The following is a 21,709-nucleotide window of genomic DNA, read 5'->3' on the forward strand; positions in this document are numbered from 1 at the left end:
CAGCTTGTGTAGTGGTTTTTATTTTACTTATTAATGATTACTCGCCTTTTCAGTTTTCTTCTGATTAGCGGCTTCAAACACTGATTTGGTTGCATCCCAAATTCGTTCGGCAATGTCAGCGTGATTCATTGTATAAAGATGAATGCCGTCAACACCTTCGGAAACCAAATCGATAATTTGATCAACCGCAAAGGCAATTCCAGCATCTTTCATTGCCTGTTTACTATCTTGATAGCGATCAAGAATGGCACTGAATTTCTTTGGAAGTGGAACCCCCGTAATTTGGGTAATTCGTTCAATCTGTTTTTTATTGGTACAAGGCATAATTCCGGCTTCAATCGGTACATTGATCCCGGCAATCTCAGTCTTTTCTTTGAAATCATAAAATGATTGATTATCAAAAAACAGTTGGCTGATTAAGTGGTCGGCACCCGCATCGACCTTTTCTTTCAAATGTGCGATATCATCTATAAATCCATTTGCTTCAGCGTGACAATCCGGATAACAGGCACTGGCAATACTAAAGTCTGGACGATTCTTATGGACAAACGAAACCAATTCATTGGCGTGATTAAAAACGCCAACCGGTTCCTTACCGGGAATCTTATCACCACGCAGCGCTAAAATATTTTTAACGTTGATTTCAGAAAGATGATCCAACAGGTTAAGCACTTGGCTTTCAGTTTGATATAATCCTGGAACGTGGGCGACTGCCGGGATATTTAATTGGTTTTGAATTAAATCGGCAATTGAAACCGTTCCTGTATAATGATCGGAACCGCCCGCACCCAACGTTACCGAAATGAAATCCGGATTAATTGATTGTAACTGTTGTAGCGTTGGCAGAATGGCTTCTTTGGGGGAGTCTTTCTTAGGTGGAAAGACTTCCAGTGAAAAGACGGTTTTGTCGTTAAATAACGCTGTTAGGCTCATTAATCTCACTTCTTACTTTCTTCGTTGCGTCAACAATGTTCTGCAAGCTCTTGAAGGATTCTTCCTCAGTCCGGGTCTTCAAACCACAGTCGGGATTGATCCAAATCTTATCAATTGGCAATTTGTGGACTAATTGTTTGATCAAGTCTTCAACTTCTTGTTCTGAAGGGATTCGTGGTGAATGAATATCGTAAACACCAGGACCGACTTCGGTCTGGAAGTTGGCAGCAACCAATTGATCAATTAAGGTGAAATCGGCACGGGATGCTTCAAAGGAAATAACGTCGGCGTCCAAGTCATCAATGGCTTTGATAATGTCGCCAAATTCACTGTAGCACATATGGGTATGAATCTGGGTAGAAGCTTGAACCTTACTGTGAACCAGACGGAATGCCGGAACAGCCCAGTCAAGGTATTCAGAGTACCAATTGGATTTACGCAAAGGAAGGTTTTCACGTAAAGCCGGTTCGTCAATCTGAATGATCTTAATATCATGTTTTTCAAGATCCAAAACTTCATCTTGAAGTGCAAGCGCAATTTGGGTGACGGATTCTTTAGCGGTGACGTCTTCACGTGGGAATGACCAGTTAAAAATTGTAACAGGGCCTGTCAGCATACCTTTAATTAATTTGTCGGTATGATTTTTGGCAAAAACAGAAGCTTTAACGGTGATTGGTGCAGTTCTTGAAATATCACCCCAGATGATTGGCGGCTTAACGCCACGGGTACCGTAAGATTGAACCCAGCCATTCTGAGTAAAGACGAAGCCGTCGAGCTTTTCGCCGAAGTATTCAACCATGTCATTACGTTCGTATTCGCCGTGGACAAGAACATCAAGGCCGATCTCTTCTTGCTTTCTGAGGATTCGAACAATCTTGTCTTCGTTGAATTTATCGTATTGTTCGCGGGTAATTTCTCCCTTGCGCAACTTGGAACGGTTTTGGCGAACGTCCTTAGTTTGTGGGAAGGAGCCAATGGTTGTTGTTGGTAAGACAGGTAAGTTAAATTCTTTCTTTTGGACCTTCTCACGATCAGCCCGAGATGGTAAGCGGGTATAGTCGGCATCGGTTAGGCTGGCGATGCGATCATGGACAGCTGAGTTGACAGGGTGTTTAACACTGCGGAACAACTCATCGTTCTTTTCCAAAGCAGCCTTACCATCTGCCTCATCGTGATAAATATTATCGAGTTCTTTAATTTCATCCAGTTTTTGAAGGGCAAATGCCAAATGTTGTTTGACATCTGAGGGTAATTTGGTTTCATCTTCTGCTGTATATGGTACATGAAGAAGGGATGTTGAACTGCTGAGGACAACATCAGCTTTGGTATTAAGCTGATTTAAGAACTTAATGGTATTTTCGTAATGGTTTCGCCAGATATTTTTACCATTAACAACACCTGCAAATAATACTTTATCAGCGGGGAAACCGTTTTGTTGAAGTAACTTGTTATTGTATTTACCTTCAACAAAATCCAAACCGATACCGTCAAAATCTTTTGAAACGACATCATTGTAAATGTCGCGAATATCGCCAAAGTAATTTTGAAGGAGAATTTTAGTTGATCGTTTATCAGCTAAGATGCCGTCATATAAGTCGTCAAAGAGACTCTTTTCAGCAGTATTAACGTCAAAACTTAAAGCTGGTTCGTCAATTTGAACCCACTTAACGCCTTTTTCTCCTAAACGGGCGATAACCTGTTTGTAAGCAGTGATCAAGCTGTCAACGTAATCGCGCGGTTTAGTACCATCAAGGAAACGACTTAACTTGAGAAGCGTATAAGGTCCAGTGATAACGGCTTTGGCGTTGACACCCAATTCAAGTGCCTCGTTAACTTCGTTGAAAAGCTTATTGCCAACTAATTTAATATCAGTATCCTTTGTAAATTCTGGGACAATGTAGTGGTAATTGGTATTGAACCATTTTTTCATTGGTAAAGCTTTGACTGTCTCGCTGCCTTTCTGATAGCCGCGAGCTTGAGCAAAGTATTCATCCAATTCTGATAAGTTAAGTTCTTTGTATCGGGAAGGGACGATGTTCAGCAGGTTTGCCGTATCTAAAACACCATCAAAAAACGAAAAGTCGCCTACGGGGATTAAGTCAATACCGGCATCCTGTTGTGCCTGCCAGTGGTTTTTTCTGATTTCATAAGCAGTTTGTTGCAATGCTTCTTGGTTAATCTTGTTTTTCCAATAATGTTCAGTTGCGAATTTTAATTCTCGGTGATGGCCGATTCTTGGAAATCCAATAATTGTTGTTGTCATAAATAAAATCCTCCTCAAATAATAAAACCAGTACTTCCCAACTAGATTTTGAAGTCGGGGCGATTGCCAATCCAACAGGAGCCCTGAAAAAGAAAAAACCGCAATAATCTATTTATCAGATTATTGCGGTTTTTAAAATATCGTTAATGTGTGCTTCAGAAACTAGATAACATGACGTTCAAAAGGCTTGTCTGAGATACCTTGTGACAAGATTTCCTTGCTCCATTCCTTAGCGGAGAACAAAGAGTGGTCACGGTAATTTCCGCAACTATACTTGTCAGTACCCTGAACGTCTTTCCATTCGATGTCGTTGGCGATAGCTTCTAATGAGCCTTTTAAGGCCTTAGCAACTTCAGTTGTGCTGTGTTCGCCCCAAGTAATCAAATGGAATCCGGTACGGCATCCGAATGGTGAGCAATCGATGACACCGTCAAGACGATCTCTAAGTAAACCAGCCAAGAGATGTTCAATCGTATGCAAACCTGCAGTAGGAATGGCGTTGGTGTTAGGTTGAACAAGTCGCAAGTCATAATTAGAAATGACGTCGCCCTTTTTTCCAGTTTCTTCAGTGATGAGACGAACGTAAGGTGCTTTAACCTTTGTGTGATCTAATGTAAAACTTTCAACTTTTGCCATAAAATATCAAATCTCCTTAAAAATTATTTTATACAGTTACTATCTTAACAGTCACTGACAAATAATAAAATCCCTTCGGAGGTACGGCAAACAAAAAGGCATTCGTCCCACACATCAGAATAATCTGACGGAGGGGCGAATGTCTCGCTGTACCACCCTGAATTCGTATTACTTTCGCAAGCAATACCTCTGAAAGTGCCAAAAATTAAGATACTTAATTTCTGATACCTTGCAATGTAACGGTTGCAACCGACAATCGAGCGTTAACTTGATTGCGCTATTCAGAGTTCATATTCGCTGACTGTTCAGGTATCCTTTTTCACCAACCGGATTCTCTTTGAACCTTATCAAAATCAGTTACTCTTCTCTTCAGAGCTTTTCCCTTTTGGATTAGCATTAAAATTTAATGATAATAATAGACGTACTTTTAATGTTTGTCAATGGTTTAGAATCAATTTATAAATCTGTCTTTTAGAAAAGCTAGTCAGACCAGACTTCCTTAGCAGTATCAATGACTAATTTTAATTTATTCCATTGGTCATTTTCAGTAAGATGATTACCTTCTTCGGTTGAAGCAAATCCACATTGAGGTGACAGGCAAAGGTTTTCCAGCGGCACATATTGACTCGCTAACCTGATTCGATTGATCAATAGCGATTGATCCTCTAATTCGGGCTTTTTAGTTGTGACCAACCCTAAAACGATTCGTTGATTTCGGCCGTTGGCTGCAATCTTTTTCAGCGGCTCAAACCCACCGGAACGTTCGTCGTCATATTCAAGAAAATAACCGTCAATGTGCAATTGTGCCAGATAATCGGCTACCGGATCGTACGCGCCGGCACCGGCCCAGTTGGAATCGTAATTTCCACGACAGACGTGCATGGTTAATGTTAAATCATCTGGTTTATTATCGGCAATGGCGTTAATTGCCTTAACGGCGGCTTCACAAAGTGGCTTTAAATCCGGATTAATGGTGTCTTTTGAGAATGATGCCCACATGCCCCACGAGGTATCATCGATTTGTAAATAGCGACAGCCAAGATCATAAAAATGTTGAATTGTTTCTTGATATGCTTTGATTTCGTCATTTAAAAAGGCATCAAAGTTATGGTCGTAGAAATTGTCATAAATCTCAGCATCTTTATTTGGAAAAAGTACGGATGGGCTGGGAATTGTTTGTTTTGGTGTAATGCCGTCGGGAACGATTTCTTTAAGATAATTGAAATCCTTAAAGAAGGGGTGGTCAGGATTATACGAAATTTTATCGGTAATCTTAATGCCGCCCTTGCGTGTTTCCTGACCATTAAAGATAAAGCCGTGGTCCGGCGTAAAGAAATGCGCGCCGTTCAGGCCGTCAAGAAAGTCTAAGTGCCACCAACTACGGCGAAATTCACCGGAAGTAACGTCTGTTAGACCCAGTTTAACTTCTTTTTTGACAAGTCGATCGATTTCCCGGTTTTCAACTTCTGTCAGCGCATGACGACTGATCTTTTTATCTTGGAAATCGGCTCTGGCCTGTTTTAATTGCTGAGGTCTTAAAAAACTGCCAACAATGTCAAATCTATTCGGATACTTAATTTTTGATGCAACTGTCATGATGAAACACTCCTTGTCATTAAGATAATTAAAAAAGTCCCTGGAAAATAATTCCAAGGACGATTAATCGCGGTGCCACCTTAATTTTTGACTGATTCACACCAGCCAACTCTGAGAGTCTTTATTTAAAGAGAAACGACGTTGCTTTAAATAAAAATTCCGGTGCGTTAATGGACACCTTCCAATATAACTTTACATTTGCTCAGCTATATGTTGCTCAAAGACCATTTTCGTGATGGATCGACGTTTGTTTTCAGCCAGGCAAACTTTCTGTGGACGATCGGGACCAGTACTTATCTTCTCATTGCTTTTTCATTTATAGGTTCAATAGTAGGCAGTTTAGACGGAAGAAAATAATTTGTCAAGAAGAAATATCGTAAATTATTTTCATGGATTTTAATACACTTCTTAATATGTGAAACACTTCCTGATGCTTAATATAATTGCAATGATGAAGTGAATATCATAAAAAAGGTGTGTTGATATTGAAAAAAAGCTTATTATTCTTTATCAATTATTATAGAAAAACGCTTTCAAATACATCCCAAAAGTGATATGATTCACATGGAAATAATTTTAAAATGAAAGTAGGCTATCATTATGAGTAATCGTCTTGAAGGAAAAGTTGCAATCGTCACTGGGGGCACACTTGGAATCGGGTTAGCTGTCGCTCATCGTTTTGTAGACGAGGGTGCTAAAGTTGTGATTACCGGTCGTCATGCAGATGTTGGTGAAAAAGCCGCAAAGTCAATTGGTGGTCCGGATGTTATTCGTTTTATTAAACAGGATGCATCTGACGAAGATGGCTGGGTTGAAACTTGGGATCAAACCGAGCAGGCGTTTGGCCCTGTCACCACGGTTGTGAATAATGCTGGTATTGCCGTTAATAAGAGTGTTGAGAATACCACCACAGAGGAATGGCGTAAGCTGCTTTCAGTTAATCTGGACGGTGTGTTCTTCGGTACCCGTTTGGGAATTCAACGCATGAAGAATAAAAACCTTGGTGCTTCTATTATTAATATGTCATCGATCGAAGGCTTTGTTGGCGATCCTAATTTAGGCGCTTACAATGCTTCAAAAGGTGCTGTCCGAATTATGTCCAAGTCAGCTGCTGTCGATTGTGCTTTAAAGGATTATGGTGTTCGTGTCAATACCGTTCACCCCGGCTATATCAAGACACCGCTTGTTGATGATTTACCAGGAGCAGAAGCAGCAATGTCGGCACGAACAAAAACACCAATGGGTCACATTGGTGAGCCTGACGATATCGCGTGGATTTGTGTTTATCTGGCATCTGATGAATCCAAGTTTGCAACAGGAGCAGAATTTACAGTTGATGGTGGGTATACTGCACAATAATGGTTTGTTTTCACTTTGTTCCACGCACTGATTAGAATCGTTTTATAAAGTCGTATCACTGTATATGAGGGATTGAATTCAAAAGCCTGAACGCAAAACTGCGGGGCTTTCCAATTCAATCCCTTTTTTCGGACACTAACAGTTTTGTTCCACGCAGTTTCCAATCAAATTGCATTTTGATACAAGCTCCCGTATAATTAAGGACAGTAAAATACTACTCCTTTAAATACAGCCCAGCGAGTCTGTTAAGGAATGCCATTAATGAACATTGTTCTTCCAGAATACATCTGGTAAGGAATGCCTTGACTCGTTGTGAGTTGGGGCGTTCTTTTTTTGGAGATAATAGTCGGAGGAATTAATAATGGAAAATAAAACTTTTGGTCGAGTCGTGGCGATCCCAAAGGAGCATCGACACCAATCATATTGGGATATGTTTGCGACTTGGGTAGGAGCTAATGCCAATAATGGGACATGGTATGTCGGTGGCGTTATTGCAGCATGCGGTTTTGCAACTGCTTCGACGTCTTTAATTATTGTTGGTGTGATTACATACTTACTGTTAGCGTTGTCAGGCTACATGGGATATCAAACAGGATTACCTGCTATGGCCTTAACCCGAGCATCTTTTGGGTTGAAAGGCAGTTTTTTACCATCAGTTATTAATGTGGTTCAATTTATTGGCTGGGCAGCGGTTAACACATTTATTGCCGCAACTTCGATTAGCTACATTCTTCATGATATTTTGGGGTGGCCGGTATATGGTAAGCCAGGCGGTTTAAAAGGGCTGATTACCGGTATTGTTGTAATGAGCATTCTTCACCTGCTAAGCATTTCAATGGGGGAACGCTCTGTTCGGATCATCGAGCGGGTCGGCATCATTTTAGTCTTTATTTTGGTTATTTGGGAATGTATTGTGGTTTTCCAACACGTTTCTTTTTCCGAAATTATTTCTTGGCGGCCACCTCATGATTTACAGATGACTTCTGGTCAAGCTGTTGATGTGCTGGCTGCCTTTAACCTGGCGTGGGTCACCGCAGCTAGTGATTTTACCCGATTTGCAAAAAAGAAACGCAGTTCAACTCATGCACCATTTTGGGGTGCCAATCTTGGTTTGATCTGGTTTGCAATGATCGGCGTGATTTCAACAATTGCAACGGCGATTACACTTAATCACTTTGATGCAAATAATTCGGATCCTTCCACAATTGCCAGTAAATTGGGGCTGGGAGTGTTGGCGATGCTGGTCATTATTATTACCAGCACAACAGCCAATGCTGTCAATTTGATGTCAGCCGGATCGGCTTTAACCAATATGACAAAACGACTTTCTTTAACGATTAGTATTGTGTTAGTGACACTTGTTGCAGTTGTCGTCACGTTCATCCCGATTTTTTATTCGACATTTTTGGATGTCTTCACTGCCTTTTTAGATGGTATCGGGATGTTTCTGGGACCTGAAATTGCAATCTTTCTTGCTGATTATTATATTGTGACAAAGCAGGATTATGATATTGAACATTTTGCTGCGCGCGATGGAAAATACTGGTACACTGGCGGTATTAACTGGATTGCGATTGGATCATGGGCTGTTGCAGTAGCAGCATATGCTTATATTAAAACCATTCCGGTGCTGGCAGACAGTGTCGGTTCAACTTTTATTTCAATGATCATTGCCGCTGCCATCTACACCGTTTTAAGCAAAATGACCCATCGAAATCATTCGGAGGCTTAGTATGGCAACAATTCAAAAGCAGACGTTGGGATTAGATGATATCGAACCCGACAACGAATATATTGATTGTACGTTCAGCGTTTCCAATCAGTCTATCCAAATCAGTGATGTGGTATTTGACCATTGCAACTTTGAACAGTCTAACTTTGATCAAAGTGATTGGAATGATGTAGTTTTTAAGGGATGCAACTTTCTTAATGCCAGTTTCCATCAAAGCTATCTTTCAAATAGTCAATTTATCGGCGGCCAGTTAATGGGTGCCGATTTTTCTCTTGGGACAAGACTGATTAATAGCCGATTTACGGATTCAAATCTGAGATACGCTAACTTTAGTGAAACTAAAATGGAAAATGTGCAGTTTAATAGTTCAAATTTGGTAGAAACAAGCTTTCAGGCAGTTACCTTCAAGGTGAACTACTCGGCCATAAATGACCGAGCTTCTGGGAACACGAAGTAGTATTTAGGCTGTTACATCGGTATGCCGAAGACCTAACTTACAGAACTCCGCTCTTTTACCATGGCTAGTTCCTAGCCAATAGCTTTTAGTCCGCAATTAAGGATATTAACTGCCGCATTAATATCTCGGTCGTGATGAGCCCGGCATTCAGAACACGTCCATTCCCGAATAGCTAAGGGCTTGGGGCCGTCATTCTGACCGCACGCTGAACAGATTCGGGAAGTGTTCCTGGCGCTCACCACCACTAATTGTTTTCCGTACCAGGCACACTTGTATTCAAGCATGATCCGGAATTGAGACCAACTGGCGTTAGCGATTGACTTGGCTAGGTGGTGATTGCGCATCAGATTTTTGGTTTTCAAATCCTCAATCACAATCACATCATAGTTTTTAACTAAGTCCGTCGTCAGTTTATGCAGGTAGTCCTTGCGCTGGTTGGCGATTTTTGCTTGATAACGCGCTTTGTTAATTTTAGCCCGTTGCCAATTTTGATAGTCGTTGAGTTCCAGCTTGGACAATTTATGGCGGTGATTCCATTGGCGCATCGCAACAGTGGCCCGCTGCTTGCGCCGGCTAAACTTGGATTGCCAAAGCATGGCTTGCTTTTCCAGCCACCGGGCATTGAAAGTCCCGTACTTAACCCCGCTAGAGGTAATTGCCAAATCGGCGACACCCATATCCAAGCCCACCGTTTGGTGAGTCTTCGGCAAGTCGAGAACTTCGGTTTCGACCTGCAGGGAAAGATAGTAGCGTCCCGTGGCATCATGACTAACCGTATAACGCTTAATTTTGGCGTCGGCTAATTGGCTGGTCTTGCTGGTCCGAATACTCCCGAGTTTAGGCAATCTTAAACGCCGCTTAGCCTCCACGACGCAGATTGATTGCCCAGTATAGGCTTGCTTAGCGCTATGGCGAGACTTGAACCGCGGATGACCACCCCGATGTTGGAATAGGTTATTAAAAGCAAGCGTGAGGTTATGGTTAACCACAAATAAGCTGGTAGAATCACTCGCCTTAAGGAAGGGGTACTCTTGCTTAAACCGTTTAAGCAGATAATTCATATCGTATTCGCCAACAAACTGACTTTTCGGGTTATTTTCATAACGTTTATTAGCCATCGCTAACATTTGATTCCAAACAAACCGATCGTTGCCAAATAATTGCCATAATTGATTGATTTGTTTTTGGTTAGGGTATAAGCGCAGTTTAACCCCTTTAACCACCGTGGTCATACAAGACCTCCTCTTGTTATTTTTCTCGTTTGCGTTGATCGTCAATATATTTAGCCACCGCCTGTTCATTGACAGCACCGATGCTTTCAACATAATAACCAGGTGACCATAAGTGACGATCCTTTTGTTGCCAATCATGAGTCTGTAGCTCAGGGCACTGACGGAATAGTTGAAAAGCAGTAATGCCCTTTAACCAGCGGACAATATTTGTGACTGATAATTTAGGTGGTGCGCTGACTAGAAGGTGAACATGATCATCCTTACCGATTTCCAGATGGGCGATTTCAAAACCGTATTGATCGGCGATTTCGTTAACCAAGCGTTTGAAAATCTCCTCAACATGTCCAGTTAAAACCTTATGGCGGTACTTAGTTCCCCATATGAGATGGTAATTCAGATTGTACACCGATGTTCTACCATACGTTAGTCTGTTTGTATCTTTCATACCAACCATTATATCATATCCAAAGTGTCACCATACGCTCAAATTTAGAAAGATGGTGTTTTTTGACAATTAATCAGGATAAGCGTCTGTTGGACGCCAAGAAGGGGGCAATTCATCACGTCCTTAAAAGAACGTGTTTCCTTGCCCTATATTAAAAAAATGATTTTTGATCAAAGTGACATTGATCAGATCGATTTTCTTGATACGAAATTAAAGGATGTTGACTTGTCTCAAGCGAAATTCGACACACTTGTGGTGAACCCGGAATTAATTAAAGGAATGATTATTAACCCGTGGCAGGCCAGTTTACTTATTGGACTATTGGGTGTGGTCGTTAAGGATTAACGGCTGAATTTGAAAACTATATAAAAATAAATGCCATTTTTATATAAGAAACGATTCCTTTAAATTCATCTTTTTTGATAGAAAGCGATGATATACTAAAGTGTGTTAAGTTATTATCGTGAAATGTGGAGATGTTGATCTGCTAAAACGGTTATAGCAGGAAAGGGGAAAAAACTGTGAGTCGGATATCGATCCAAAAACGTTTCTTTTTTCATATTCATCCACTTGCGGCAACCGGATATTTTGCGGGACTGATTACATTATTACTGTTGTTCAATCATGTTAGTATCGTACTGACCGCTTTTCTTCTAATTGTATTTTTGAATTGGTTTTATCTTGGCATCAGGAAGGTGGAGCGTCAACTTAAGTTTAGTTGTTTAATGTTTTTAACAATCGTTGTATTCAATGTTTTTTTGAACCAGGGTGCTGGTCCGTATTTGTGGCAGACATCGATTTTAGGATTATCGTTTAAGCTTTCTTTTCCTGCTATACTCTATGGGAGTGTCATGGGATTGATGTTGGTTGAAATGTTAATGGCTTTTGCATTATTTAATTCGATTTTAACAACTAATAAATTGTTGGCTGTCTTTTCACCGGTAAGTCCCAGATTGGCGCTATTGGTTGTTCTTTCAATTAATTTGGTTAATACTTTTAATTTGCAGTTTAAGCGATTGGTTCTTTATCAACAGACCAGAAACGTGGATCCTTTTAATGGGTCGATCAGACAGCGGCTGAGTGTTGGGATGCATTTTTTGGGTATCTTACTTGAGGGTGCACTTGTTTCGGGAATGGAGAGAGCTCGAAGCATGGATGCGAGGGGATTTGGCGCAACAAAGCGAAGTCATTACAGAATCTTTAAATGGCAGTTTTCCGATAGCCTTTTCATGACGGGTTCGCTGATTGTTTTTTTGGTTCTGATAGGTTTTAAAGCTGGATCATTTGGTTGGACAAATTCAGCCTTAAAGTTCAATGGTTCATTTTCCGTAGCAGATGGTTGGATTCTTTGTTTGCTGGGCCTTTTTCTATTAATTCCGATAATTTCAGAAAAGGTGGCTGATTTATGGACGAACTAATTGGCATTGATCATTTAACATTTACATATCCACATGCAACTGAATCAACGTTGGAAAATGTTAATTTAAAAATTTTTACGGATGATTTTCTACTGATTGCCGGAGATACCGGTAGTGGCAAAACGACTTTATTAAGTCACCTAAAAAAAGAACTGATGCCAAATGGTCATCGAAGCGGGCATATCACGTTTCAGCATCAGGACATCTCAACATTCACTCAACTGCAAAGCGCCCAAATGGTTGGCTTTGTCAGTCAGAATCCAAGGAATCAGCCGGTAATGGCAACAGTCATAGAGGAATTGGCGTTTTCGTTGGAGAATATCGGGTGTCCCAGCCAAGAAATCGGCAGACGTGTAGCTGAACTCTCCAATTATCTCGGGTTGGATCAGTGGCTGCACAAACGAGTTGATGATCTATCGGGCGGTCAACTTCAAATTGTTAATCTGGCATCGGTAATGATTCTGCGTCCCAAAGTTATTCTTCTGGATGAGCCGACAGCTCAGTTGGATCCATTAATGACACAAAATTTTATGACAATTTTATCTAGAATCCATCAGGAATTGGGAATGACAATTGTGATGACCGAGCATAATTTGGCAATTCCCATTACGATGGCCAATAGAATGGTGCTGATTTCAAATCGTCGGATAGCAGTCAATGATACGCCGGCTGTTGTTATGTCACAGATGTTCCAGAAAGCCCAATTACAGCGGTTCGTTCCTGAAATACCGGCTTTGTTTTTACGCAACTATCCACAAGCCGGTCAATTACCTCTTTCGGTTAGTTCCGGTCAGCGGGTGATTCATGCTAAAAATCTTCAATTTGAATCAGTAAATTCTGATTTAAAAACAGCTGAGAGGCCAAAAGAGGCGTCAATCATTGTGTCACTGAAAAACGTGTCGTTTACGTTTGATGAACGGCAAAACGTTGTGGATCACTTGAGTTTAGACATTCGCCAAGGAGAGTGGCTGACAATTGTTGGTAAGAATGGCTCAGGAAAATCAACGTTATTGAGCTTAATTGGCGGGTTGCGAAAACCCCAGCATGGTAGAATCAACTTAGTTGGAAAAACCGTTTGGAAGATGCAGACGACTGAACGGATAAAGCGACTATCGTTTTTATCTCAGGAACCCAGCCTTCAGTTTGGAAATGAGACTGTATTCAAAGAACTGATGGTGCAGGCAAAACAGCTGGGGATCACCGACGCTGAAACCAGAGCTCAAAAAACGTTGGAAAATTTGCGATTAACGGGCCTTGAAAACAAAAATCCGTTTGACCTGAGTGGCGGTCAACAACAGTTGTTGGGGCTGGCAATTGCAATGATCGCCAACCCACAGCTATTGGTTTTGGATGAACCGACCAATGGCCTTGATCCAAATACCAAGCACTTAATTGGTGAACAGTTGCTGAGTTATCAACGTAGGGGTGGGGCAATTATTATGGCGACTCATGATATGGCCTTTGCTGCAGCTTTTTCCGGAAACTGTGGATTTATGTTTGATGGTCGTCTTGAATCAATTTTGCCCCGCCGACGTTTTTTCTCGGGAAACTTTTTCTTTACGACCGCCCTTAACCGACTATTAAGGGATCAGGTGCCGGATGCAATCCTAGTGTCCGATGTAAGAGCCGGAAAGGATGGTGCCAAGTGAACCGACATATTTCCAAGCTCACCATTTTTCGGATGACGCTAGTATTTATAGTCATGGGCATTTTTCTAACGCTGTTCCAGTTGTTGCGTGGCGGACATTATTTAATGTTTAGTTTCATGATTTTACTATGCAGTATGTTGATGGTGTACTGGCGCTTTGAACATGAAAAGCTCAAGACGACGACATTGATGTTTATGGCCATCCTAATTGCTTTGGCAGTTGTGGGCAGATTGGCGTTTGCATGGATCCCCAGTGCTCAGGCAGCCAGTTTTGTGATTATTATGGGTGCAATGTCTCTTGGGCCGGAACTGGGATTTGTTGTTGGTGCAACTACCGCACTTGTTTCGAATCTTTTCTTTGGTCAAGGGCCATGGACGCCCTGGCAGATGTTTGCTTGGGGACTGATGGGATTCACAGCAGGATTAATTGCTCATACTGTTATCGGTAAGAAAGTAATGCCACTGGTCATTTTCGGTGCTGTTTGGGGATTCATATTTGGCTGGATAATGGACGCCTGGTCAGCAATGATGTATGTTCATCCATTAACCTTTAAAACGGTGCTGGCTTATTTTCTTTTGAGCGTGAAGTTTGATTTTTATCATAGTGCTTCAAATGCAGTGCTGCTTGCACTGTTTTCAAAACCCTGGCAGAGATTGTTTAGCCGTCTTGATGACAAATATAATTTTCTGCCTACTACAAATAACGAAGGGAAGTAATGGATTTATGAGGAATTTTAAGAAGGTATTAATGCTTTCGGCAGTCAGCTTACTAACTTTTGGAGTTGTGACACCAGTTGCAACGGTCAATGCGGCTAGCGTTAAAACGGCAACAACCGGCTATCAGAGCACCAAAGTAAAGGCGAGTTACAGTTATGCTAAGAAAATGCTTGTGAAGAACAAATCTGGTTTATCGGGAAAAACAACGGCATTATTTAGTCGAAAGGCTTACCCTGCAACCGGTGCGGCTGCAGGATATTCAGACTTCTTGTTGGGTCTTAAAGGACTGGGGTATCACTTTACGAAGACGCAACGACAACGAGTTGCCAAGAATTTAGTTTTAAATAAGAAGAGCACACCTGCTGATTTGGCAAATGCCATTATGGGACTCAAAGCGATTGGCTATAATCCACAAAGTTTTAGACTTGCAGGGACTAAGCAAAAGGTTAACTTGGTTAGTGCACTTTACAAAAAGTCGATGACTAAACAAACAGTTAACGTTCAAAGTCAAGCACTGATTGCTGTATCAATGAGTTCTAAATTCAAACGGCCATCAACTGCTAAATTTTCCAAGACCAGCTTGAGTAACCTGATTGTGAAGAATCAACAAAGTAATAATGGTTGGGCTTATAATAATACGGCAGCAGCCGTTGACAGCGACACAACAGCAATGGCGGTTGTGAGTTTGGCTCGTGGCAAGGCTGGTTCATCAACTGTTCAATCCGCTCTTCAAAAGGGTCAAAGCTACTTAAAGGGTGCGGTTTACGATAACGGGGCTTATGGGTACACTTATAATGGCAAGAATATGCCAAATGCCAATTCAACCGCAGAAGCGATTATTGCATTTTCAACGAAACGGAATACTTTGAAATATGCTAATAGTGCTTTTAAAGATGGTCAAACTGCCTCTCCATTACGTGCAATGTTGGGTTACGTTAATAAGACCGGTTCAATTAAGGGCGCTGCAAGTCAAACGTTGGGTGTCGGTCAGGTGAACTTGGCAAGCGCGGCTTACCGCCAAGCACAAAAGAAGCACTCGGTTTACTCACTTAATTAAGGTATAAGGGCTGTTTTTAATCAATGAAAAAGATAATTGGTATTTTAATTGCGGTTGTTTTAGTGTTCGGACTGGCATTTGGTATTCGTGAAGTTGTCGCACAGCATGCACAGAATCAGTCTAGAACAGCACAGCTTAACCGTTCTTCAAGTCAGCCAAAGCGTCAGTCGGGTTCGACCAAGTCACAGAGCTCAAGCACTAAAGCTAAGCCGAAAACAGATAAGAAAAAGAAGCAAGCTAAAGGGAAATCACTTTCAGCCAAGGAGACGGCAGGTAACAAGGTCAGTGGAACAAGGACGGCTTCTTCAAATAGGCATCATGTTGATAAAAATCGGGTTTCGGTTAAAACAACTCGTCCTTCATCTGCAAAATCACCAGTAGCCAAGCGTCCCACTTCAAAGCAAAAGCAGGCAAAAGCGTCGACTGGTGGTCATCACAAAACTGCTAAGGTGACTCAAGCGGCGACGGTCGGTAAAGCATATATCAAAGTTTCGGGTTATAAGAAACAATTGTATGCCGGAGTTCAAAAAATCACCGGTAAATCAACGGCTTTTTCGTTGCTAATGAAAACCCGCTTGAAGGTCACTTATACCAGCAACCCGGCCATTTATGTCAGTGCTATTAACGGCTTGAAAGAAAATGATGTCAAGGTTGGCAGTGGTTGGATGTACTCGGTTAACGGCAAATACGTTGATAAATCTGCTGGTGACAAAAAAATTAAAGCCGGTGATAAAGTTCATTGGTATTTTTCAGTTGATGGATATCATCCGTAATTTCAGAATGGTATGAACTTAGAAATAGTGATCCTTTTTCATAAAAAGTAGCCTGGCATTGAAAAAAATTAAAAGTGACTTGATAGGTATCTGGATCGTTAATTGGTCTAGATGCCTTTTTGGTTTTATATGCCAATTTAAAACCGAATTCACAATAATGGATTTCTTTTCATTTCAACACTTAAACGTACATAATAATACAAATCAACCTTGACACAGTCCATTCTTGCGGTTAGATTAAATATACATGAAATTAACATTAAAATAAGATGAGTTGTTAACAATTTAATTGGGGAAACTGAAAAATATTCGGCTTTTATAATTGAAGAAATTAATGATTCGTTGACACCTACGAAGGACGGTGGATCTTTTTATGAACAAATCGTACCGGCAACAACTCAATTTATCGGGCGGTTCATACCGGTTTTACAATATTGACGCATATTTGAGGGATCATGGGCAAGATGTTGAAACGCTTCCCTACAGCATTCGGATTTTGCTGGAAGAAGCATTGCGACATGCTGATCGGGAACCTGAACGAGAACAGGTTCTTTCGGCATTCAATGACTGGGATCACCAGCATGACAAGGATATTCCTCATCAGCCGGAACGGGTTATTCTTCAAGATTTTACGGGTGTCCCAGCGTTGGTTGATTTGGCAGCGATGCGCGATGCGGTTGCCAAGCGAGGCGGGAATGTCAGCTCAATTAATCCGGAGGTGCCGGTCCACTTGGTTATTGATCATTCTGTCCAAGTTGATCACTCTGGAAATGACGAAGCTTTCTCTTATAATATTCAACAAGAATTCAAACGAAACAGTGAGCGCTATACATTTTTAAAATGGGCCCAGAATAGTTTTGAAAATCTAACGGTTATCCCACCCGATACTGGGATTATTCATCAAGTGAACTTGGAATATCTTGCAGATGTTATCCACGCAAAACAGTTGACGGACGGGAGTTATGAAGCCTTTCCGGATACATTAGTGGGTACTGATTCTCACACAACGATGATTAATGGGCTGGGTGTTCTCGGTTGGGGTGTCGGTGGCATTGAAGCTGAGTCCAGTATGTTGGGAGAAGCGACTTATATGCCAATGCCTAAAGTAGTGGGCGTTAAACTGACTGGTAAATTGGGTGAGGGTATTACGGCCACCGATCTTGCTCTGGCATTGACGCATCTATTACGGGAACACAATGTTGTTGGAAAGTTTGTTGAATTTTATGGTGAGGGGACACAAAGTTTGCCACTTGCCTATCGGGCAACCATTGCCAATATGGCACCGGAATATGGTGCTACTTGCGGATTCTTCCCAATCGATCAACAAACAATTGATTACTTGAAATTGACTAACCGATCTGACAAACAAATTGATCTGGTGGAAAATTATGCAAAAGCCAATCATCTTTTCTATAACGAAAAGGCTGTTCGCCATTATAGCGAGGATGAATCGCTTGATTTGGCAAGTGTTCAAAGCAGTTTGGCTGGACCTAACCGACCACAGGACACGGTCTACCTAAAAGATATGCCCAAACAATTCGATGATCGGCGTGAGATGCCTGACTATCCCGTAGAAGTTGGTGGTAAGCAATTCAACATTCGGGTAGGTTCTCTGGGGATTGCTGCTATTACCAGTTGTACCAATACATCCAATCCTCAAGTGTTGTTGGCGGCCGGGTTAATTGCCAAAAAAGCTGTTGAATTAGGCCTAAAGGTTCCCGATTATGTCAAAACATCATTGGCACCGGGGTCTCGAGTGGTAACACAGTATTTGGCTGCTTCGGGATTGCAAGCCTATTTGGACAAACTCGGATTTAATTTGGTTGGATATGGTTGTACGACCTGTATTGGAAATTCAGGTCAGTTAAAAGAGGATCTCCAGACTCGTCTGACAAAGGATCCTTATCCGATTGCAGCGGTTGAAAGTGGTAACCGGAACTTTGAAGGGCGGGTCAACCCACTCATTAAGGATACTTATTTGGCCTCACCACCTCTCGTTGTTATCTATGCGCTGGCAGGAACTTGTGATATTGATCTCACAACACAACCCGTCGGGACTTCCAAGAATGGCAGCCCGGTTTATTTGAAAGATTTATGGCCAAAAGATGTGGAAGTGGCACAACTTAGTCAAAAATATTTGAAACCAAAAGAATTCCAAAAGAACTACCAATCAATTTTGAATCAAAATGCGACCTGGGATGCACTGCCTGCACCGGAATCGGAAACGTATCAGTGGGATGACGATTCAACTTACATTGCGTCTCCACCATTTTTTGATAATGAAGCAGGAAGTAAACACTTAACCGGCCTTCGGGTACTTGCCAAGCTGGGTGATTCGATTACAACCGATCACATTTCTCCAGCTGGCTACATTGGGTCACAAACACCTGCCGGGCGGTATTTGAAATCCAAGGGAATTGCAATTAAAGACTTCAATTCCTATGGTTCCCGTCGTGGAAATCATGAAGTTATGATGCGTGGGACTTTGGCAAATATCCGATTGAGAAATCAATTAACGCCTGATAAGACAGGTGGGTTTACCCGATATTTACCAACAAATGAAGAAACCACCATTTTTGAAGCGGCACAACAGTATCAGGCTGATCATACGGGATTAGTGGTATTGGCCGGTAAGGATTATGGTATGGGTTCTTCTCGTGATTGGGCTGCCAAAGGTGTCAAACTGTTGGGTGTCAAAGCAATCATTGCGGAAAGCTTCGAACGCATTCACCGTGCCAATTTAGCGATGATGGGTGTCGTGCCACTTCAATACCAGCCTGGTCAAACCGCAGAGTCGTTGGGATTAGACGGTACCGAAACCTTCTCGATTGACTTGGATGGCAAAGTGGCACATGTAACTGCAAAAAAGGATGGCGGGCAAATAAAATTTGATACGATCATTCGCTTTGATACACCGGTAGATTGGACGTATTACAAAGATGGCGGCATTATGCCGATGATTGTTTCTAATAAGGCAACTACCAAAAGTACGACAAGCAATGGATGAGTTTTGATGCTCAGAGGTGACTAAATGGAATTACCAAAAGGATTAGCTGGTGTTGTTGTTGATCAGACCAAGGTCAGTTCAACCAAAAATGCCATTTTGACATATGCAGGATATCCGATTAAGGAATTGAAAAACGCGCCGTTTGAAGAGGTTGTTTTCCTGCTGTGGCATACACGATTACCAAATGCTGATGAATTAAAAGATTTTAGGAAACTACTGGTTTCACAAATGGCATTACCCTATGAAACCGTTCAATTAATGGCCCGGATTGCAAGGGAACCGCAACATCCAATGAGCATTTTGAGAACGACGGTTTCACTTCTTGGAACAACTAATGATGTTGAACGCGATGATCCGCCGCGCATTTTAGCAAAAATGTTAACGGCTATCGCAGCAATTATTCGAATCAGAAACGATAAACCCATTAAACATGCTCGTAAGAATTGGGGCGTTGTTGAAAACTTTATCTATTTATTTTCAGGGAAACGGCCAACAGCTGAACAGGTTTCAATGTTTAATACGGTTATGGTTCTTCATGCCGATCACGAATTTAATGCATCAACGTTCACTGCCCGGGTTGTTGCGTCTACAAAATCAGATTACTATTCGTGTCTAACTGCAGCCGTTTGCGCATTAAAGGGGCCTCTTCACGGCGGCGCTAACGAACAGGTTTTTAAAATGCTTGAAACCATTCGTGAAACGGGACAGGACCCGGTTCAATACGTTGAACGACGAATTACCAGTGGACATAAAATTATGGGATTTGGACATCGAGTATACAAAGATGGTGATCCACGGGCAGCCATATTGCGGGAAATTGCCCGTAAAATTGCTCATGAAACGGGCAATGATCCCTATTTTGTTTTACAAGAACAGATTAGAGACTATATGTTCGAAAAAACGCATCTCCATCCAAACGTTGATTACTATACGGCGTTGATTTATCATTGTTTTAATCTCGATAGGCAGACCTTCACAACGATGTTTGCCGCATGTCGAACAGCGGGGTGGTTGGCTCATATTATCGAACAACAGGCGGAGGGATGCCTGATTAGACCATCGTCTGAGTACGTTGGTAAGACAAATCGGCATTACCTCGCCGATAAGGAGGAAAACTCAATTGACTGAAGAAAAATTGACAATGAACAATGGTCAGCTTCAAGTCCCAAACAACCCAACGATTCCCTTTATTGAGGGGGATGGCATTGGTCCCGAAATTTGGAAAGCAGCTAAAACGGTGTTTGATGCGGCTGTCAAGAAAGCATATGACGGTCAAAAGCAGGTTAACTGGTTACCGTTATTGGCTGGGGAGACAGCCTATAAGAAAACCGGTCAGTGGTTGCCGGATAAGACATTGGCAACACTACGGGAATACTTGGTTGGCATTAAGGGCCCGCTAACAACACCGATTGGTGTCGGCCATCGTTCAATTAATGTGACGTTACGCCAGAAATTGGATTTGTATGCTTGTTTTCGACCGGTCACCTATTATCCGGGCACACCATCTCCGGTTGTTCATCCGGAGAACGTTAATATTGATGTTTTCAGAGAAAATACGGAAGATATTTACGCTGGAATTGAAAGTGATGTTGACACTAAAGACGCTGAGGAATGGAAAAGTCTACTTGCCAAACAGGATAAATTAAGCAAAGTTCGTTTTCCTGACACGTCTGCCTTCGCAATTAAGCCAATTTCAAAGCAGGGTTCAACACGGCTTGTTGATGCAGCTATTGACTATGCGTTTGCAAACAATCGCCATACCCTGACTTTGGTTCATAAGGGTAATATTATGAAAAAAACCGAGGGTGGTTTTAAAAAGTGGGGATATGAGGCTGCTGAAAAGTACGGAGACAAAGTTTTTACTTGGAATCAATACAATCAAATCAAAGCGGATCAGGGAGAAAAAGCTGCTGACCAGGCTTATCAAACTGCGCGAGACGAACAAAAACTGATTGTAAATGATGTCATCACTGATAATTTTTTCCAACAGGCATTACTCTATCCAGAGCATTTTGAAGTGGTTGCGACAATGAACCTAAACGGTGATTATATTTCAGATGCCCTGGCAGCCCAAGTTGGCGGTATTGGCATTGCACCTGGTGGGAACATTAATTATCAAACCGGTCATGCCATTTTTGAAGCAACCCACGGAACGGCACCTCAATTTGCCGGGCAAAATAAGTTGAACCCGACTTCAATCATTTTATCTGGTGCAATGATGTTTGACTATCTGGGTTGGGATGATGTTTCCAATTTGATTCGAATTGGGATTAAACGGGCAATTAAGTCGCATCATGTAACGGTTGATTTTGCTAAAACGCCTGATGCAACAGTTTTGAGCACCAGTGGGTTTGGCGAGTATGTGGCACAATTAATTGAAGAAGCCCCTCAAAAGACCGAGGTTAATTGAGCAGTTGCCTCTATAAATTAGTTACG

Annotated in this window: 18 protein-coding genes; 12 read left to right on the forward strand and 6 right to left on the reverse strand. The window is 41.7% G+C overall.

Annotated features, from left to right (window positions below):
* Positions 1–30: 30 nt before the first annotated feature.
* The 4 genes from metF to GQR93_RS01505 form a co-directional block, all read right to left on the reverse strand.
* Positions 31–933 (reverse strand): methylenetetrahydrofolate reductase [NAD(P)H], encoded by a 903-nt coding sequence (metF, locus tag GQR93_RS01490; RefSeq protein WP_159298623.1) that lies wholly within the window; start codon positions 931–933, stop codon positions 31–33.
* Positions 911–3,196: a 5-methyltetrahydropteroyltriglutamate--homocysteine S-methyltransferase gene (gene metE / locus GQR93_RS01495; protein ID WP_003551647.1), complete on the reverse strand. Its 2,286-nt coding sequence runs from the start codon at positions 3,194–3,196 to the stop codon at positions 911–913. The genes metF and metE overlap by 23 nt, the downstream gene beginning before the upstream one ends.
* A 162-nt stretch (positions 3,197–3,358) precedes the next feature.
* Positions 3,359–3,832: an S-ribosylhomocysteine lyase gene (locus tag GQR93_RS01500; RefSeq protein ID WP_003551649.1), complete on the reverse strand. Its 474-nt coding sequence runs from the start codon at positions 3,830–3,832 to the stop codon at positions 3,359–3,361.
* A gap of 480 nt (positions 3,833–4,312) precedes the next feature.
* On the reverse strand, positions 4,313–5,428 hold the full coding sequence (locus GQR93_RS01505; protein WP_003551650.1) for a 5-methyltetrahydropteroyltriglutamate--homocysteine S-methyltransferase: 1,116 nt from the start codon (positions 5,426–5,428) through the stop codon (positions 4,313–4,315).
* Between the two features lie 600 nt (positions 5,429–6,028).
* Between GQR93_RS01505 and GQR93_RS01510 the strand changes: the two genes are divergently transcribed.
* The 3 genes from GQR93_RS01510 (at position 6,029) to GQR93_RS01520 (ending at position 8,976) form a co-directional block, all read left to right on the forward strand.
* The gene (locus GQR93_RS01510) at positions 6,029–6,787 is read left to right on the forward strand and encodes an SDR family oxidoreductase (protein WP_003551652.1); all 759 of its coding nucleotides are present in this window, start codon (positions 6,029–6,031) and stop codon (positions 6,785–6,787) included.
* A gap of 361 nt (positions 6,788–7,148) precedes the next feature.
* Complete coding sequence (locus GQR93_RS01515; RefSeq protein ID WP_003551654.1) at positions 7,149–8,519, forward strand: cytosine permease; 1,371 nt, start codon at positions 7,149–7,151, stop codon at positions 8,517–8,519.
* Between the two features lies 1 nt (position 8,520).
* Positions 8,521–8,976: a pentapeptide repeat-containing protein gene (locus tag GQR93_RS01520; protein WP_003551656.1), complete on the forward strand. Its 456-nt coding sequence runs from the start codon at positions 8,521–8,523 to the stop codon at positions 8,974–8,976.
* Between the two features lie 71 nt (positions 8,977–9,047).
* Here GQR93_RS01520 and GQR93_RS01525 read toward each other — a convergent pair whose 3' ends face one another.
* Both GQR93_RS01525 and tnpA read right to left on the reverse strand, forming a co-directional pair.
* On the reverse strand, positions 9,048–10,208 hold the full coding sequence (locus GQR93_RS01525; protein WP_003551658.1) for an RNA-guided endonuclease TnpB family protein: 1,161 nt from the start codon (positions 10,206–10,208) through the stop codon (positions 9,048–9,050).
* Between the two features lie 16 nt (positions 10,209–10,224).
* Positions 10,225–10,653: an IS200/IS605 family transposase gene (tnpA, locus tag GQR93_RS01530; RefSeq protein WP_035444506.1), complete on the reverse strand. Its 429-nt coding sequence runs from the start codon at positions 10,651–10,653 to the stop codon at positions 10,225–10,227.
* A 141-nt stretch (positions 10,654–10,794) separates the two neighbouring features.
* Here tnpA and GQR93_RS01535 point away from each other — a divergent pair, with 141 nt between their 5' ends.
* The 9 genes from GQR93_RS01535 (at position 10,795) to icd (ending at position 21,683) form a co-directional block, all read left to right on the forward strand.
* Positions 10,795–10,998, forward strand: a complete 204-nt coding sequence (locus tag GQR93_RS01535; protein ID WP_035444252.1) for a hypothetical protein — start codon at positions 10,795–10,797, stop codon at positions 10,996–10,998.
* A 176-nt stretch (positions 10,999–11,174) separates the two neighbouring features.
* Entirely contained in the window at positions 11,175–12,071 is an 897-nt protein-coding gene (locus GQR93_RS01540) for an energy-coupling factor transporter transmembrane component T (protein WP_003551664.1), read from the forward strand.
* A complete protein-coding gene (locus tag GQR93_RS01545; RefSeq protein WP_003551666.1) occupies positions 12,059–13,720 on the forward strand; it encodes an ABC transporter ATP-binding protein in 1,662 nt (553 codons plus the stop codon). The genes GQR93_RS01540 and GQR93_RS01545 overlap by 13 nt, the downstream gene beginning before the upstream one ends.
* A gap of 32 nt (positions 13,721–13,752) precedes the next feature.
* Positions 13,753–14,436 (forward strand): ECF transporter S component, encoded by a 684-nt coding sequence (locus GQR93_RS01550; protein WP_003551668.1) that lies wholly within the window; start codon positions 13,753–13,755, stop codon positions 14,434–14,436.
* Between the two features lie 7 nt (positions 14,437–14,443).
* Complete coding sequence (locus tag GQR93_RS01555) at positions 14,444–15,493, forward strand: prenyltransferase/squalene oxidase repeat-containing protein (RefSeq protein WP_035444254.1); 1,050 nt, start codon at positions 14,444–14,446, stop codon at positions 15,491–15,493.
* A 23-nt stretch (positions 15,494–15,516) separates the two neighbouring features.
* The gene (locus GQR93_RS01560) at positions 15,517–16,266 is read left to right on the forward strand and encodes a DUF4430 domain-containing protein (protein WP_003551672.1); all 750 of its coding nucleotides are present in this window, start codon (positions 15,517–15,519) and stop codon (positions 16,264–16,266) included.
* 373 nt (positions 16,267–16,639) lie between these two features.
* Positions 16,640–19,273, forward strand: coding sequence for an aconitate hydratase AcnA (acnA, locus tag GQR93_RS01565; protein WP_003551673.1), 2,634 nt, complete (start codon positions 16,640–16,642; stop codon positions 19,271–19,273).
* A gap of 24 nt (positions 19,274–19,297) precedes the next feature.
* Positions 19,298–20,401, forward strand: coding sequence for a citrate/2-methylcitrate synthase (locus tag GQR93_RS01570; protein ID WP_003551675.1), 1,104 nt, complete (start codon positions 19,298–19,300; stop codon positions 20,399–20,401).
* Positions 20,394–21,683 (forward strand): NADP-dependent isocitrate dehydrogenase, encoded by a 1,290-nt coding sequence (icd, locus tag GQR93_RS01575; RefSeq protein ID WP_003551677.1) that lies wholly within the window; start codon positions 20,394–20,396, stop codon positions 21,681–21,683. The genes GQR93_RS01570 and icd overlap by 8 nt, the downstream gene beginning before the upstream one ends.
* The last annotated feature ends 26 nt before the right edge of the window (positions 21,684–21,709 follow it).

It is taken from the genome of Lentilactobacillus hilgardii (assembly GCF_009832765.1).
Classification (GTDB): Bacteria; Bacillota; Bacilli; order Lactobacillales; family Lactobacillaceae; genus Lentilactobacillus; species Lentilactobacillus hilgardii.

What these genes read in the sequence shown, in the direction of transcription:
- GQR93_RS01525 (WP_003551658.1), bottom strand. Translation starts at nt 10,208, where the DNA reads ATGACCACGGTGGTTAAAGGGGTTAAACTGCGCTTATACCCTAACCAA.
- GQR93_RS01545 (WP_003551666.1), top strand. Translation starts at nt 12,059, where the DNA reads ATGGACGAACTAATTGGCATTGATCATTTAACATTTACATATCCACAT.
- GQR93_RS01510 (WP_003551652.1), top strand. Translation starts at nt 6,029, where the DNA reads ATGAGTAATCGTCTTGAAGGAAAAGTTGCAATCGTCACTGGGGGCACA.
- GQR93_RS01560 (WP_003551672.1), top strand. Translation starts at nt 15,517, where the DNA reads ATGAAAAAGATAATTGGTATTTTAATTGCGGTTGTTTTAGTGTTCGGA.
- GQR93_RS01570 (WP_003551675.1), top strand. Translation starts at nt 19,298, where the DNA reads ATGGAATTACCAAAAGGATTAGCTGGTGTTGTTGTTGATCAGACCAAG.
- GQR93_RS01500 (WP_003551649.1), bottom strand. Translation starts at nt 3,832, where the DNA reads ATGGCAAAAGTTGAAAGTTTTACATTAGATCACACAAAGGTTAAAGCA.
- acnA (WP_003551673.1), top strand. Translation starts at nt 16,640, where the DNA reads ATGAACAAATCGTACCGGCAACAACTCAATTTATCGGGCGGTTCATAC.
- GQR93_RS01550 (WP_003551668.1), top strand. Translation starts at nt 13,753, where the DNA reads ATGACGCTAGTATTTATAGTCATGGGCATTTTTCTAACGCTGTTCCAG.
- GQR93_RS01505 (WP_003551650.1), bottom strand. Translation starts at nt 5,428, where the DNA reads ATGACAGTTGCATCAAAAATTAAGTATCCGAATAGATTTGACATTGTT.
- GQR93_RS01515 (WP_003551654.1), top strand. Translation starts at nt 7,149, where the DNA reads ATGGAAAATAAAACTTTTGGTCGAGTCGTGGCGATCCCAAAGGAGCAT.
- metE (WP_003551647.1), bottom strand. Translation starts at nt 3,196, where the DNA reads ATGACAACAACAATTATTGGATTTCCAAGAATCGGCCATCACCGAGAA.
- GQR93_RS01555 (WP_035444254.1), top strand. Translation starts at nt 14,444, where the DNA reads ATGAGGAATTTTAAGAAGGTATTAATGCTTTCGGCAGTCAGCTTACTA.
- metF (WP_159298623.1), bottom strand. Translation starts at nt 933, where the DNA reads ATGAGCCTAACAGCGTTATTTAACGACAAAACCGTCTTTTCACTGGAA.
- GQR93_RS01520 (WP_003551656.1), top strand. Translation starts at nt 8,521, where the DNA reads ATGGCAACAATTCAAAAGCAGACGTTGGGATTAGATGATATCGAACCC.
- tnpA (WP_035444506.1), bottom strand. Translation starts at nt 10,653, where the DNA reads ATGAAAGATACAAACAGACTAACGTATGGTAGAACATCGGTGTACAAT.